We start from the raw sequence: 13,674 nt of genomic DNA, 5'->3' as shown, positions 1-13,674 counted from the left end.
TTTTGTTTTAACATACTCAGGAAATATATATGTAGAGAGGTGAATACCCTTGTTGGACCGATTGCAATCCCTTGCGGACCGTTATGAAAAATTAAGCGAGTTACTCTGCGATCCCGACGTTGCAAGCGACTCGAAGAAGTTGAGGGATTATTCCAAAGAACAATCCGATTTGCAGCCTGCTTACGAGGCCTTTGTTGAATATAAGAACGTGATTGAAGAGCTCGAAGCTGCCAAGACCATGCAGAATGAGAAGCTGGATGATGAAATGCGCGAGATGGTGAAGATGGAAATCGATGAATTGAGCTCACGCCAGCAGTCGCTGGAGGAGACAATCCGAGTTCTGTTATTGCCTAAGGATCCGAATGATGACAAGAACGTTATCGTGGAAATTCGCGGTGCAGCTGGTGGAGATGAAGCGGCACTATTTGCAGCAGATCTATACCGGATGTACACTCGTTATGCAGACAGCCAAGGCTGGAAGGTCGAGCTTATGGACGTCAATTCGAATGATCTTGGTGGATTCAAAGAGGTTATCTTCCTGATCAACGGCCGCGGTGCGTACAGCAAAATGAAATTCGAAAGTGGAGCACACCGTGTGCAGCGTATTCCAGCTACAGAATCAGGTGGCCGGATTCACACATCTACCTCAACGGTAGCTGTGATGCCGGAAGCGGAAGAAGTGGATATCGAGATCCATGATAAGGATATTCGTGTCGACACATTCTGCTCCAGCGGCGCGGGCGGACAGTCCGTTAACACGACGAAGTCAGCCGTACGGGTTACCCACGTACCAACAGGTATCGTGGCAACATGTCAGGACGGGAAATCGCAGAACTCCAACAAGGAGAAGGCGCTGCAAGTGCTTCGTACCCGTATCTATGACATGATGCGTCAGGAAGAAGAAGCGAAGTATTCCGGCGAACGTAAGAGCAAAGTAGGTACCGGTGACCGCAGTGAGCGTATTCGGACTTACAATTTCCCACAAAGCCGGGTAACGGATCACCGTATTGGTCTGACACTACACAAGTTGGATCAGGTCATGAACGGAGAAATTGAGGAAATCGTTTCAGCATTGACTCTTGCAGAGCAAGCCGAAATGATGGATAAAGGAGAATAACGCTTTGGAGCGGAAATCATTTGTATCGACGCCGGAGCGCAGTATAAGAGAAGCCTACATAGAGGCTTCTTCTTTTTTAGAGAACTGCGGAGTGATGGAAGCACAGCACAATGCAAAGCTGCTGCTTGAGTATGTACTTGATTTAAGCGGCACAGCTTACTATATGGCGTTGCCAGATCCTTTCCCGGCGGATCGCCGTACGGCATGGGAAGAGGCGGTAAACCTTAAGGGAAGCGGTGTGCCGGCTCAATATATTATTGGTGAACAAGAGTTTTATGGTCTTTCCTTTGAAGTGACCCCGGATGTGCTCATTCCTCGTCCTGAAACAGAACTATTGGTAGAGGAAGTGCTGAAACAAGCGGGCTCGTTAGCTGGACTCACGACTTTGGACATTGGCACGGGGAGCGGTGCTATCGGCGTGACTTTGGCGCTGAAGTCTCCGAGCTGGCACGTGTTAGCCAGCGATATTTCTCCAGAAGCGCTCAAAGTGGCCCAGCGTAACGCGAAACGCTTAGGCGCAAATGTGGAATTCCGTTTGGGCAATCTATTGGAGCCGTTTGCGGGCCTGGCACCTGACATTATCGTATCTAACCCGCCTTACATTCCGGCGGAGGATATTGAAGACCTGCAGCCAGAGGTTCGGGATCATGAGCCGCGCACTGCACTTGATGGCGGGGCGGACGGGTTGAATCCCTACCGGATCATGATGGAGCAGTTGCCGCTGCTCGCAAAGCCTCCGCGTGTCATTGCGTTTGAACTTGGCATGGGGCAGGCCGGAGATGTGGCAGAGCTGCTGCGATCAGCAGGTCATTGGGAACAGATCATTACCATACCGGACCTTGCCGGTATTGATAGACATGTATTGGGAATTTCGCTGTAATTGTCATTCGGCCCATTTTTTCTTACAATAGTAAGTACAGATGTTATACTGCCATCTAGACATAAGGAGCATAGAAGCTCATCTCAGGCACAGGGGGACCGAATATGCTTCAAAAGTTTAAAAAGATTGATTTCATTATTGTGACCGTGCTGGTCATGTTGATGATTATTAGCATTACGTCGATATACAGTGCTACTAAGGGAGATCCGAAGTTTGATGGCTCCCATTTAAGAATGATTGCATATTATATAGTAGGTTTTATTGCCTTTTTTGGAATAAGCCTGCTCGATTATCGTCTTCTCATAAAAAATGCATTGTACATCTATTTGGTTGGTTTAGCATTGCTGGTGTTTGTTATGTTTTTCGGGGCCACGATAAACGGATCGCAGGGCTGGATCAGTCTCGGCTTTGCCAGTTTGCAGCCAGCTGAAATGTTCAAGCTTATTTTGATTATTTTTCTGACGTACGTATTGGTGAAGAAAAACAAGCGACAGTTGTCTTTTACCCGGGATGTGATCCCGGTCGGTCTGCTTGCGTTCATACCGTTTGTGCTTGTCATGGGGATAAACGACCTTGGGAATGCACTCAGTTATGTCATTATTTTGCTTGGACTTCTCTGGATCGGAAATGTGAAATTTTCACACGCTTTGATTGGCCTGGTGCTTGTGGGGAGCCTAGCCGTTGGTGGTGCTATGGCCTATATTCATTACCATGATGAGTTGAAAGAAACCCTCGGCAGTGGTTCACGCGCACACTGGATGGAACGTCTTGATCCTTGGCTCGTACCGGATAAAGCTACAGCAAAAGCAAGTTGGCATACGAATAATGCCAAGCTCGCAATAGCATCCGGCGGCATGAGTGGAGAAGGGTATATGCAGGGGACTTCGGTACAATCAGGCCGGGTACCGTACACCTATTCAGATTCCATTTTCGTACAGATCGCCGAGGAATACGGGTTTATTGGTTCTTCGGTACTGCTGTTGTTGTATTTTATTCTGATTCACCGGATGATTCTGATTGCACTGGAGTGCAGAGAACGTGCGGGTCCATTCTTAATCGTTGGTATCGTATCGATGTTCTTGTACCAGATTTTTGAGAACATTGGGATGTTCATTGGTCTGATGCCGCTGACGGGAATTACGCTGCCGTTTATCAGTTTCGGCGGAACGTCGCTCGTTATCAGTATGGCAAGTTTGGGTGTAGCCATGAGCGTAAGGCTGCATGGACGGGAGATCGATGAAGATCTGCCGGAACCAAATACGTACCGGACAGCAACACAGAAAAGCTAAAAGCATTGTAAGCTAAATGAATTGCACCCCTTAGAATAGACATTGGAGAACCCTTGGGTGAATCCAGTGTGATTCTAGGGGGTGCTTTTTTATGTTAAAGAAAAAAGGCTAGAAGGAGTTTAAGCATTATCCAGGGATTCTTAAGTTAGAGGTAATAGGAGAACCTGGAGAAAAATGACAAGCTGACTCCTGTTGAATACAGGAATCAGCTTGTAGGTTCAAGAGGACTAAATCTACAACGGAGAAGGCGGAATCATTCTGGAGAAGCGAAGCGGTCGCCTTTGCCTCCGAAATTCTACATAAATTATACAATCAGAAGAAATTCGGGGGCAACAGTGATCGGAAGAATGATCCGCATTCGTAGTGATGCATAATCTGATGAAGCAGCATAGGATACGTTGTTATTCGTTCTATATTTCCGTACAATAGGAAACAGGTGTTAAATTTTTCCTTTATATAGCGAATGGCATCGAAGCTTCTTTCGGTGCAGGAGGAGTAACTATGCTTCAAAACATTAAAAAAATGGATTACGTTGTGGTTGCTGTACTAGCTGTCATGATGATTATAAGCATTTCATCGATATACAGCGTCACTATCGGGGATCCTGAACTTCAAGGTTCTCATACGAAAATGCTGAAGTTCTACATCCTCGGTTTTATCGCTTTTTTTGGCATGAGTCTGCTGGATTACCGCTTGTTAATAAAATATGCCGTATATATTTATTTGGGCGGTTTAGCGCTGCTTGCGTATGTCATGTTCTTCGGTGCGACCCTAAATGGTTCAAAGGGATGGATTCGACTAAGTTCATTCAGTTTGCAGCCGGCCGAGGTATTTAAGCTTGTTCTGATCATTTTTCTAACCTTCATTTTATTTCGTAAAAATAAACCGCAGTTGTCCTTTATTCGGGATGTTATACCCATTGGACTCTTAGCATTTATCCCGTTCGTGCTCGTCATGGCAATCAATGACCTCGGAAATGCGCTCAGTTATGTCATCATTTTACTCGGCTTACTTTGGATTGGTCACGTTAAAATAACACATATGCTGATTGGTGTAGTGCTTGTGGCAGGATCCGTCTTTGGTGGTATTCAGGCCTATATACATTATCATGATGACATTAAGGCGTTTATGGAGGAGAAGGACATCCGCACACACTGGATGGCTCGGATTGATCCGTGGCTTGTACCGGAAAAGGCGTCAAAAGACGACAGCTATCACACGGCAAATGCCAAGCTGGCGATTGCCTCAGGCGGTATGAGTGGAGAAGGCTATATGCAGGGGACCTCCGTGCAAACTGGCCGTGTACCTTACACCTATTCTGACTCTATTTTTGTACAAATTGCTGAGGAGTTCGGTTTTATTGGTTCTTCCGTGCTACTGCTGCTCTATTTTATTCTCATCCACCGGATGGTACTGATCGCTTTGGAGTGCCGGGAGCGTGCGGGTCCATTTCTGATCGTTGGCATCGTATCGATGTTCTTGTACCAGATCTTTGAGAACATTGGTATGTTCATCGGGCTGATGCCACTGACGGGCATTACATTACCGTTCATTAGCTTTGGTGGAACCTCGCTCATTATCAATATGGCTTGTATGGGCGTGGTGATGAGTGTGAAGCTGTATGGACAAGAGATCGACGAAGATCTACCCGAGCTAAACACATATAGAACGGTCGCGAAGCCGAGTCATTCTGGGGAGATTCCTGGGTGATCCATAAGTATATAAGTTAGGTGAGAGAAGCCCTTCGGGGCTTTTTTTTACTAGTCTATCTTTTTTACAAAATACTAGAATCACACGTTTAACTCTCTCATCAGCCGGACATACTGATAGACATCATAGATTATCAGGAGAGGCGGCTGGCCTAATGAGAAAGCATAGCGAGACACTCCGTATTATTGTGAAACAAATGATCATGCTCTTATCCATATTATTTATGATCGTAATGGTTTGGGAAGGACAACGAATTGACGCAGCAGTAACAGGAGGGCCGATTCCGGAGCAATCGATCCGCCTTCGTATATTGGCTAACTCGGACAATCCATCCGATCAGCTTGTAAAGCGTGAAATAAGGGATGCTGTTGTTGCTCAAATGCAAGAGTGGGTGTTGGAATTGAATGATCCGCAAAGCTTGGAAGAAGCCAGGGCATTAACTCGTAATCATCTGCCGGAAATTCGCCAGCTGGTCGGGCAAGAGCTGTCCAAGCGCGGGATTACATATGACTATGATGTCGATCTGGGCATGGTTCCGTTTCCAACCAAGCTTTATGGTGGCACCGTATATCCGGCGGGTGAATATGAAGCTGTACGGATTACACTAGGTGAAGGGAAAGGGCAGAACTGGTGGTGTGTGCTGTTCCCTCCGCTATGCTTCATTGATGCAGGGAGTGGTGATGCAGCAGCTCAACCGGCAGAAAGCGAAGTGCGTACCGTTTCGGCGAAAGCTGATGGCAATAAAGCGACAGAAGAAAGAGAAAGCGCGGCTTCCAGTGAACCAGAAGTGCGGTTCTTCCTGTGGGATCTGTTCGCAGGTATTTGGGATTGGATGACAGGGCTGTTTGCTTAAGTAGAATAGACATGTATGAGTGCATCCTTCACCTAACAAGAGCCATGGCTAAGTGCGGGTGATAGACCAAGAAGAGATGATTGTCGTCATTCGTGGTGGAATATGATACAATTTTAAGTAGAAGAGTGCTTTCTCTTTAGCGCAGGACCTGTTGCAGGTTACCCGTGGCTGGAGGATACAAGCGCTTTTTCTTTTGGGATAACTGACAGAAGACATTCACAATCCATTCTGTTGGCACGCTGAACAGATTGCTTGCAGGATGATCTACTATATAGAAAGTTTGGGATGACGATGGAACGAGAACGAGAACGGGAAGAGAACGGAATTCACGGACAAGAACTTCAGGAACGGAAGACAGTCACAACCATGTGGCGGATATGCCTGAATGATAACGACAGTATGCCAACCAGCAATATGGACTCTTTCAAGGTGGGCAACGCAGATGAGGATGCTCGTGTATTGAAGGAAGCGGGCGAAGTGCTTGCTGCAGGCGGAACGGTAGCTTTTCCGACCGAAACGGTGTATGGCCTTGGCGCGGATGCTGGAAATACTGCTGCGGTGGAACAAATATTTGCGGCCAAAGGGCGTCCGTCGGACAACCCTCTTATCGTGCATATTTCCGATCTGTCACAGCTCGAGGATCTTGTTCTTGGTGTGAATGATACAGAGCGGCGTTTGATGGAAGCTTACTGGCCGGGACCGCTGACACTGGTCTTACCTGTGAAGCCAAGCGCGGTATCCCCGCGCGTGACAGCTGGGCTGGATACGGTTGCGATCCGCATGCCGGATCATAAGGTGGCGCTGGCACTGATCAGCGCCGCAGGCTGTCCGCTCGCGGCACCGAGCGCGAACCGTTCTGGCCGGCCGAGCCCAACGCTGGCCAGCCATGTGTTTGAGGACCTGGCCGGCAGCATCGACGGCATTCTCGACGGCGGCCCCGCCGGGGTCGGTGTCGAGTCGACGGTCGTGCAGGTAGGCCAGGACGGTGCCGTGACGGTGCTTCGCCCCGGCGGCGTCACGGAAGAGCAGCTTGCCGCCATTGCGGCAAGCGTGCAGCGCGACCCGGCGCTTACGCGCGCCGGTGGCACTGACAGCCCGGCGCCTCGCTCGCCGGGCATGAAGTACACGCACTACGCACCCAAAGGTGCGCTGTGCATCGTACAAGGGCGGACGGCAGACGCTGTGTCCGCCAAGATCCAGGCCGAGCTTGACGCCGCGAAGGCGCGCGGAGAAAAGACCGGTGTGCTGTCGTTCGACGAGCACATCGGTCACTACCGCGCAGACGTCGTCGTCTCGCTCGGCAGCTTGGCCGCACCTGAGGAAGCGGCTAAGCGGCTTTACGCCGGGCTGCGCCAATTCGATGAAGAGGGCGCGACCTTTCTCCTGGCTGAATCCTGCCCGGAGAAAGGCCTTGGCGCCGCAGTGATGAACCGGCTGCTTAAGGCGGCAGGCCATCATATTTTACTAGCAGATGAAATGGATTAATGAGGTTGCTGCCACGATAAATTAGGTGAGGCCGCATGATTAGGACGGGTTTCTCTCTGACCCCCTCGATGCAAAATCAGGTATGAATCGCCCCTTGTCCGCATATGGTGTACAAGACCATAGGGACTTGGGGGAAATTCAGATGTTGGAAACTTCAATCCAATCAGGGCAGCTCGCGACCATCTTAATTATGGCTGTGGCGCTCGGGCTTGATGCATTTTCATTAGGAATTGGCGTTGGCATGAGAGGTATCCGGCTGAGACATATCCTGATGATCAGTTTACTGATCGCCTTTTTTCATATGATCATGCCGTTGATCGGGCTGGTTGCCGGCCGATATGTTGGAGCTTTGCTCGGACAAGTTACGGGGTTTGCCGCAGGAGGTCTCCTTGTGCTTCTTGGTGGACATATGATCTGGAACTCTTTTCGAAAAGAAGAGGGAGGGTTTGTAAATCCCACAACGCTGCTCGGCATGCTACTGTTTTCACTCAGCGTCAGTATCGACTCCTTCTCAGTAGGTGTCTCGCTGGGGATGTTTGTGAAAGATATGCTGCCGATTGTCATTTCATTTGGTGTTATTGGCGGGCTTATGTCCATCTTAGGGCTGACAATTGGTCGGCAGGCAGCTAGCAAACTTGGTGAATACGGAGAAATGTTAGGCGGCGTCATTCTGCTTGCATTTGGTTTGATGTTTATATTTTGATACAATAACGGCAGTAAAGTATACAATTTAGGGGAGGTGGAGACCGTGAAAAACATATTGTTCGTTTGTACCGGCAACACCTGTCGCAGTCCGATGGCTGAAGGTATGCTGCGTAAACTTGCCAAGGGGAGAGGAATCGCCCTTGAGGTACGTTCTGCTGGTGTTGCAGCTATTGAAGGAATGCCGATTTCATCACATGCGGAGTCGGTGCTTCGGGATCAGCAAATCGAGGATGGATTGACATCTAAACCTTTAAGCATAGATTTGGTGGAATGGGCAGATCTTATTCTGACATTGACATTATCCCATAAGCAGTACGCGATTCGTCAGTTCCCCTATGCTGCGGACAAAGTTCACACGTTAAAGGAATACGTTGAGAATGATGAGCGGGTGCTTCGTGATTTGCAAGAACAGGACAGTCTTCTCGCGTCGATGGAGATGACGAGATCTCTTGGCGGCGAGTTGCTGGAGCAGGATAAAGTAAGACTTATTGAACTCAGACAGCGGATTCCGAGCTTTGATATTTCCGATCCATTCGGCGGCTCTCTCGAGGATTATGAGGCAACGGCAGCGGAAATCCGTTCAGCGTTGTTTCGCTTACTGGACAAACTGGATCTTGAGAATAAATAGGAATTGGATCACATATACGCAAATTATCCGTTGCTTTTCCTCAGCGTTTGATTTAAGATGAAGGGGAAAAACACGGATTCCGGTGTAACTGGCGACGAAGTGGATGAAACCACGATGGAGCACCGGAAACATACGGCCGGTCGCCTGGGCAAAGAGCATTTGGTGCACATTTCACGTGCGCGGACTGCTCTTTTTTTCGTCTTTTGATGACAATTTGGGTTATAATGATACAAGTTGTTGTACGCGCGTTTTGCGATATTCTGCAAAAATGCGAAAGACAAAAGATGAAACTTATTAGGGGGTTTTTCATATGAAAATCGCATTGGGCACAGATCATGCCGGTATTCGTTTGAGAGAAGAAATTTCACAGGTCATTCGTAGCCTTGGACATGAGGTTGAAGATTTGGGCTGTGGTTGTTCTGATTCGGTAGATTATCCTGATTACGCGCTTCCGGTATGCGAGAAGGTTGTTTCCGGAGAGGCTGATCGTGGAATTCTAATCTGCGGAACGGGAATCGGTATGAGTATTGCAGCGAACAAGGTGCCGGGCATCCGCTGTGCGCTGACGCATGATGTGTTTTCGGCAAAAGCTACCCGTGAGCATAATGACAGCAACGTGCTTGCTCTCGGTGAACGAGTGGTAGGACCTGGACTCGCAGCAGAAATCGTAACCGCTTGGCTTGAAACGGAGTTTAGTCAAGGTGAGCGGCATGTGGGCAGAGTGAACAAGATTAAAGCGATCGAGGAACGTTACTTGAAGAAGTAAGTTCATTCCAGGAATGACGGTAACTTTGCATAAAGCAGTTGCATTCAGACGAACTCCATGGAGGGCTGTGACATGACAGATTACCCGATTGATCATGCGTTGAAAGAGCAAACCGTGACAGTTGTGAAAGAGTTAGCCGAGGCTGCAAGTCTTGGACCAGGCAAGGTGCTGGTTGTTGGAACGAGCACTAGTGAAATTGTGGGTCGCCGGATTGGTACCGGTGGAGCGCTCGAAACAGCTAATCAAGTGCTGGATGCCATTATGGAAGTACAAACAGCGTATGGTTTTTACACCGCTTTTCAGTGTTGCGAGCATTTGAACCGTGCACTTGTGGTGGAGCGCGAATTGCTTGAACACTTGGGACTAACAGAAGTTGCTGCTGTACCGGTTCCGCATGCGGGCGGTTCCATGGCTTCTGCGGCTTATCGCCGTTTTAAAGACCCGTGTCTTGCAGAGAGTATCTTAGCTCATGCTGGCGTAGATATCGGTGAGACGATGATTGGAATGCATCTGCGCCGTGTTGCGGTACCTTTTCGCCCAAGTATCCGGTATATCGGAGAGGCGCGTGTGACTGCGGCTTTCACGAGACCGAAGCTAATCGGCGGGGAGAGGGCCAAGTATCGGTTGGAGCAGGAGAACGATTCATCAGCATGTGATTAAGTTTGGGCTGTGATTGATGATGTACCATATAATTATTTAATTTTGGGGAGGAACCTTTAATGATGGAGAATTTGCGTAAGCAAGACCCGGCTGTCCTGGAAGCTATGAATTTGGAACTGAAACGTCAACGCAGCAATATTGAGCTTATCGCTTCCGAGAATATCGTGAGTGAAGCAGTTATGGAAGCGATGGGTTCCGTACTGACTAATAAATATGCTGAAGGATACCCAGGCAAACGTTACTACGGCGGTTGTGAACGTGTTGATATTGTGGAAGATCTGGCTCGTGACCGTGCAAAAGAATTGTTCGGTGCAGAACATGTCAACGTTCAGCCTCACTCTGGAGCACAGGCGAACATGGCTGTATATTTGGCTGCATTGAAGCCTGGTGACACTGTACTTGGTATGAATTTGGCACACGGCGGGCACTTGACCCACGGAAGTCCTGTTAATGCATCTGGTCTTTTGTATAACTTTGTTGCTTATGGTGTTCAGGAAGATACGTTCCTTATCGACTACAACGAAGTACGCAAAGCGGCTTTCAAGCACCGTCCACGTCTGATCGTTGCAGGCGCAAGTGCATATCCGCGTACAATCGATTTCGAAGCACTGGCTTCTATCGCGAACGACGTAGGTGCGTTGTTCATGGTTGATATGGCTCATATTGCGGGTCTTGTTGCTGCAGGTCTGCATCCTAACCCAGTACCGCATGCACATTTTGTAACGACAACAACACACAAAACACTGCGCGGACCACGTGGCGGTATGATTCTTTGTAAGCAGCCATGGGCAGCAGCGATCGATAAAGCTGTATTCCCAGGTTCCCAAGGTGGACCACTTATGCACGTGATCGCATCCAAAGCAGTTGCTCTGGGTGAAGCGCTCGAACCATCCTTCAAGGAGCATGCGCAGCAAGTTGTGAAGAACGCTAAAGTATTGGCGGAAACGTTAATTTCCGAAGGACTTAACATCGTGTCCGGCGGAACCGACAATCACCTGATGCTGGTTGATACGCGTAACCTCGACATTACCGGTAAAGATGCGGAGAAGGTTCTTGATTCCATCGGAATCACAGTGAACAAGAATGCGATTCCGTTCGATCCTACAAGTCCTTTCGTAACAAGCGGTATCCGCATTGGTACGCCGGCTGTAACTTCCCGCGGTATGGATGAAGAAGCGATGGTTCAGATCGGTAAGATCATTGCTCTTACCCTGCGTCAGCCAAATGACGAGGAAACACTTGCTAAAGCAAGCCGCATGGTGGCTGAACTGACAGAGAAGTATCCTTTGTACCCAGAAATGAAATATTAATTAAATAGATAATTTGGCAGACTTAAGGCTTTAGCCTTGTCCGAGTCCTCGTCTTCGTTGAAGGCGGGGACTTTTTTTTGCGAAATTGAAAGAATGGGCATCTTTTTTTGACAAAATGGAAAACATAGTATGCTAGGGTGTATTCATGATTTCGTGCCCATTATTAGACAAAAGGAATCATGACGCTTGCAGGTGTAAAATCAAAGCGGAGAGTGATATAATAGTTAGGATTTATGGAGATCACTAGAATTCATATCCATATTGAAGAACATATTCGTACTTACCGGAGGGACCTGACATGGGAAAATTGGTGATTTGTGATCACCCATTGATTCAACACAAACTGACATTTATCCGCGACATGCGGACTAACACGAAAGACTTTCGCGAACTTGTTGACGAAGTTGCAACACTGATGGCTTATGAAATTACTCGTGATATACCGCTGGAATCCATTGCAGTACAGACTCCAGTCGCTGAGACAGAAGGTAAAGTGATCTCGGGACGTATGCTGGGTCTTATCCCGATTTTGCGTGCCGGTCTTGGGATGCTGGATGGTGTAGTTAAGCTGCTTCCTGCGGCAAAGGTAGGTCATGTGGGACTATTCCGTGATCCAGAGACACTGCAACCGGTAGAATATTACACCAAACTGCCTACAGATGTAACCGAGCGTGAGTTGATCGTTATCGACCCTATGCTTGCAACAGGTGGATCTGCTATCGCAGCGATTGACGTGTTGAAGAAACGCGGTTGCACCCAGATTAAGATGATGAACTTGGTTGCAGCACCTGAAGGAGTTAAGGCTGTTCAAGAAGCGCATCCGGATGTTGATATTTATGTAGCTGCTCTGGATGAAGGACTGGATGACCACGGTTATATCATTCCTGGACTTGGTGATGCAGGAGACCGTCTCTACGGAACGAAGTAATAACTTGTAACAAATATATAGAGTGCTAGTGAATAGGGGGTACCGAGTTTGTCTAAAGTTAAAGTGATGACCATTTTTGGCGTTCGACCAGAAGCTATCAAAATGGCGCCGCTCATCTTGGAATTACAGCGTCATCCTGAGCATATCGAGTCTGTAGTCTGCGTTACCGCACAGCACCGCCAAATGCTTGATCAGGTACTGGATGTGTTTAAGATTGTTCCAGATTATGACCTTGATGTCATGAAAGACCAGCAGACCCTGAATGAGATTACGGTGCGAGTTCTGGAAGGTCTGGAACCCGTCTTGCGGGAAGCGAAACCGGATATCGTACTTGTTCATGGTGACACGCTCACAACATTCCTTGCGAGCTATGCGGCTTTCTTGCAGAAAATTCAGGTTGGTCATGTGGAAGCGGGTCTTCGCACATGGAATAAACTCTCCCCTTATCCTGAGGAGATGAATCGCCAACTGACTGGGGTACTCGCAGATGTTCACTTCTCTCCAACGAATTGGTCTGCGGACAACCTTCGTAAAGAGAATAAGAATGAGTCAACCATTTACGTCACAGGCAACACGGTTACAGATGTGTTTAAATACACAGTACAGCCTGATTACACACACCCTGTTCTAGACTGGGCGGCTGGAAAGCGATTGATCCTGATGACGGCGCATCGCCGTGAATCTCAGGGTGAACCGCACCGGAATATATTCCGTGCCATTAAACGGATTGCTGACGAGTTCGAGGATATCGCCATAGTGTATCCGGTTCATCTAAGCCCTGCGGTTAAAGAGCCGGCACATGAGATTCTGGGCAACCATCCGCGTATCAAGCTGATTGATCCGTTGGATGTCGTAGAAACACATAACATCTATGCTCATACGCATTTGATCTTAACGGATTCCGGCGGTATGCAGGAAGAAGCTCCATCATTCGGTGTACCGGTATTGGTACTTCGGGATACAACGGAGCGTCCGGAAGGAATCGATGCAGGAACACTCGAATTGGTAGGTACCCATGAAGAGGATGTTTACACACGTACTAAAGCTCTGCTAACCGATAAAGAGCTGTATGATTCCATGAGTCAGGCAGCGAATCCTTACGGTGACGGGCACGCTTCCGAACGCATTGTCAATGCGATTTTGCACCATTTCGGTATCAAAAATGAACGTCCTGAAGAATTTCACACAATGTTCACAAAAGCATAAAAATATCGTTTATGGTGACGAACATCACAGCATACAGTTGTACTGTACGGTTCTAGCGGCATTTTGCGCAGCTCAAACTGCGCGAAATGCTTTGTTGTATACACTCAAACCATGCTATCGATTCATTGACAAAGCAT

At 48.2% G+C, this 13,674-nt stretch carries 13 protein-coding genes and 1 riboswitch; all 13 genes read left to right on the top strand.

Annotated elements, in window-relative coordinates; genetic code table 11:
* The first annotated feature begins 49 nt into the window (after window positions 1-49).
* The 13 genes from prfA to wecB all read left to right on the top strand — a co-directional run bounded on the left by prfA (window position 50) and on the right by wecB (window position 13,537).
* Window positions 50-1,117, top strand: coding sequence for a peptide chain release factor 1 (gene prfA, locus ACFQV5_RS06845; RefSeq protein ID WP_379244972.1), 1,068 nt, complete (start codon window positions 50-52; stop codon window positions 1,115-1,117).
* Window positions 1,118-1,121: 4 nt separating this feature from the next.
* Window positions 1,122-1,997, top strand: a complete 876-nt coding sequence (prmC, locus tag ACFQV5_RS06840) for a peptide chain release factor N(5)-glutamine methyltransferase (protein WP_379244970.1) — start codon at window positions 1,122-1,124, stop codon at window positions 1,995-1,997.
* 104 nt (window positions 1,998-2,101) lie between these two features.
* Window positions 2,102-3,286, top strand: coding sequence for an FtsW/RodA/SpoVE family cell cycle protein (locus ACFQV5_RS06835; RefSeq protein ID WP_379244968.1), 1,185 nt, complete (start codon window positions 2,102-2,104; stop codon window positions 3,284-3,286).
* 501 nt (window positions 3,287-3,787) lie between these two features.
* Window positions 3,788-4,996 carry an FtsW/RodA/SpoVE family cell cycle protein gene (locus ACFQV5_RS06830; protein ID WP_379244966.1) on the top strand — a complete coding sequence of 403 codons (1,209 nt, stop codon included), beginning with the start codon at window positions 3,788-3,790 and terminating at the stop codon, window positions 4,994-4,996.
* 154 nt (window positions 4,997-5,150) lie between these two features.
* Window positions 5,151-5,849: a stage II sporulation protein R gene (gene spoIIR / locus ACFQV5_RS06825; RefSeq protein ID WP_379244964.1), complete on the top strand. Its 699-nt coding sequence runs from the start codon at window positions 5,151-5,153 to the stop codon at window positions 5,847-5,849.
* 285 nt (window positions 5,850-6,134) lie between these two features.
* A complete protein-coding gene (locus ACFQV5_RS06820; RefSeq protein ID WP_379244962.1) occupies window positions 6,135-7,334 on the top strand; it encodes an L-threonylcarbamoyladenylate synthase in 1,200 nt (399 codons plus the stop codon).
* Between the two features lie 142 nt (window positions 7,335-7,476).
* Window positions 7,477-8,037, top strand: a complete 561-nt coding sequence (locus tag ACFQV5_RS06815) for a manganese efflux pump MntP (protein ID WP_379244960.1) — start codon at window positions 7,477-7,479, stop codon at window positions 8,035-8,037.
* A 45-nt stretch (window positions 8,038-8,082) separates the two neighbouring features.
* On the top strand, window positions 8,083-8,667 hold the full coding sequence (locus tag ACFQV5_RS06810; protein WP_379244958.1) for a low molecular weight protein arginine phosphatase: 585 nt from the start codon (window positions 8,083-8,085) through the stop codon (window positions 8,665-8,667).
* A gap of 74 nt (window positions 8,668-8,741) precedes the next feature.
* Window positions 8,742-8,824: riboswitch (ZMP/ZTP riboswitch) on the top strand.
* A gap of 153 nt (window positions 8,825-8,977) precedes the next feature.
* Window positions 8,978-9,433 (top strand): ribose 5-phosphate isomerase B, encoded by a 456-nt coding sequence (gene rpiB, locus ACFQV5_RS06805; RefSeq protein WP_379244956.1) that lies wholly within the window; start codon window positions 8,978-8,980, stop codon window positions 9,431-9,433.
* A 72-nt stretch (window positions 9,434-9,505) separates the two neighbouring features.
* Window positions 9,506-10,093, top strand: a complete 588-nt coding sequence (locus ACFQV5_RS06800) for a TIGR01440 family protein (protein ID WP_379244954.1) — start codon at window positions 9,506-9,508, stop codon at window positions 10,091-10,093.
* Window positions 10,094-10,152: 59 nt separating this feature from the next.
* Complete coding sequence (gene glyA, locus ACFQV5_RS06795) at window positions 10,153-11,403, top strand: serine hydroxymethyltransferase (RefSeq protein ID WP_379244952.1); 1,251 nt, start codon at window positions 10,153-10,155, stop codon at window positions 11,401-11,403.
* Window positions 11,404-11,701: 298 nt separating this feature from the next.
* On the top strand, window positions 11,702-12,331 hold the full coding sequence (upp, locus tag ACFQV5_RS06790) for a uracil phosphoribosyltransferase (RefSeq protein ID WP_379244950.1): 630 nt from the start codon (window positions 11,702-11,704) through the stop codon (window positions 12,329-12,331).
* 48 nt (window positions 12,332-12,379) lie between these two features.
* Entirely contained in the window at window positions 12,380-13,537 is a 1,158-nt protein-coding gene (wecB, locus tag ACFQV5_RS06785) for a non-hydrolyzing UDP-N-acetylglucosamine 2-epimerase (RefSeq protein ID WP_379244948.1), read from the top strand.
* The last annotated feature ends 137 nt before the right edge of the window (window positions 13,538-13,674 follow it).

Source organism: Paenibacillus sp. GCM10028914, assembly GCF_042666275.1.
Classification (GTDB): domain Bacteria; phylum Bacillota; class Bacilli; order Paenibacillales; family Paenibacillaceae; genus Paenibacillus_AQ.
This window is presented reverse-complemented; position numbering and strand designations above follow the sequence as displayed.

What these genes read in the sequence shown, in the direction of transcription:
- ACFQV5_RS06835 (WP_379244968.1), top strand. Translation starts at nt 2,102, where the DNA reads ATGCTTCAAAAGTTTAAAAAGATTGATTTCATTATTGTGACCGTGCTG.
- ACFQV5_RS06830 (WP_379244966.1), top strand. Translation starts at nt 3,788, where the DNA reads ATGCTTCAAAACATTAAAAAAATGGATTACGTTGTGGTTGCTGTACTA.
- spoIIR (WP_379244964.1), top strand. Translation starts at nt 5,151, where the DNA reads ATGAGAAAGCATAGCGAGACACTCCGTATTATTGTGAAACAAATGATC.
- ACFQV5_RS06820 (WP_379244962.1), top strand. Translation starts at nt 6,135, where the DNA reads ATGACGATGGAACGAGAACGAGAACGGGAAGAGAACGGAATTCACGGA.
- ACFQV5_RS06815 (WP_379244960.1), top strand. Translation starts at nt 7,477, where the DNA reads ATGTTGGAAACTTCAATCCAATCAGGGCAGCTCGCGACCATCTTAATT.
- rpiB (WP_379244956.1), top strand. Translation starts at nt 8,978, where the DNA reads ATGAAAATCGCATTGGGCACAGATCATGCCGGTATTCGTTTGAGAGAA.
- ACFQV5_RS06800 (WP_379244954.1), top strand. Translation starts at nt 9,506, where the DNA reads ATGACAGATTACCCGATTGATCATGCGTTGAAAGAGCAAACCGTGACA.
- glyA (WP_379244952.1), top strand. Translation starts at nt 10,153, where the DNA reads ATGATGGAGAATTTGCGTAAGCAAGACCCGGCTGTCCTGGAAGCTATG.
- upp (WP_379244950.1), top strand. Translation starts at nt 11,702, where the DNA reads ATGGGAAAATTGGTGATTTGTGATCACCCATTGATTCAACACAAACTG.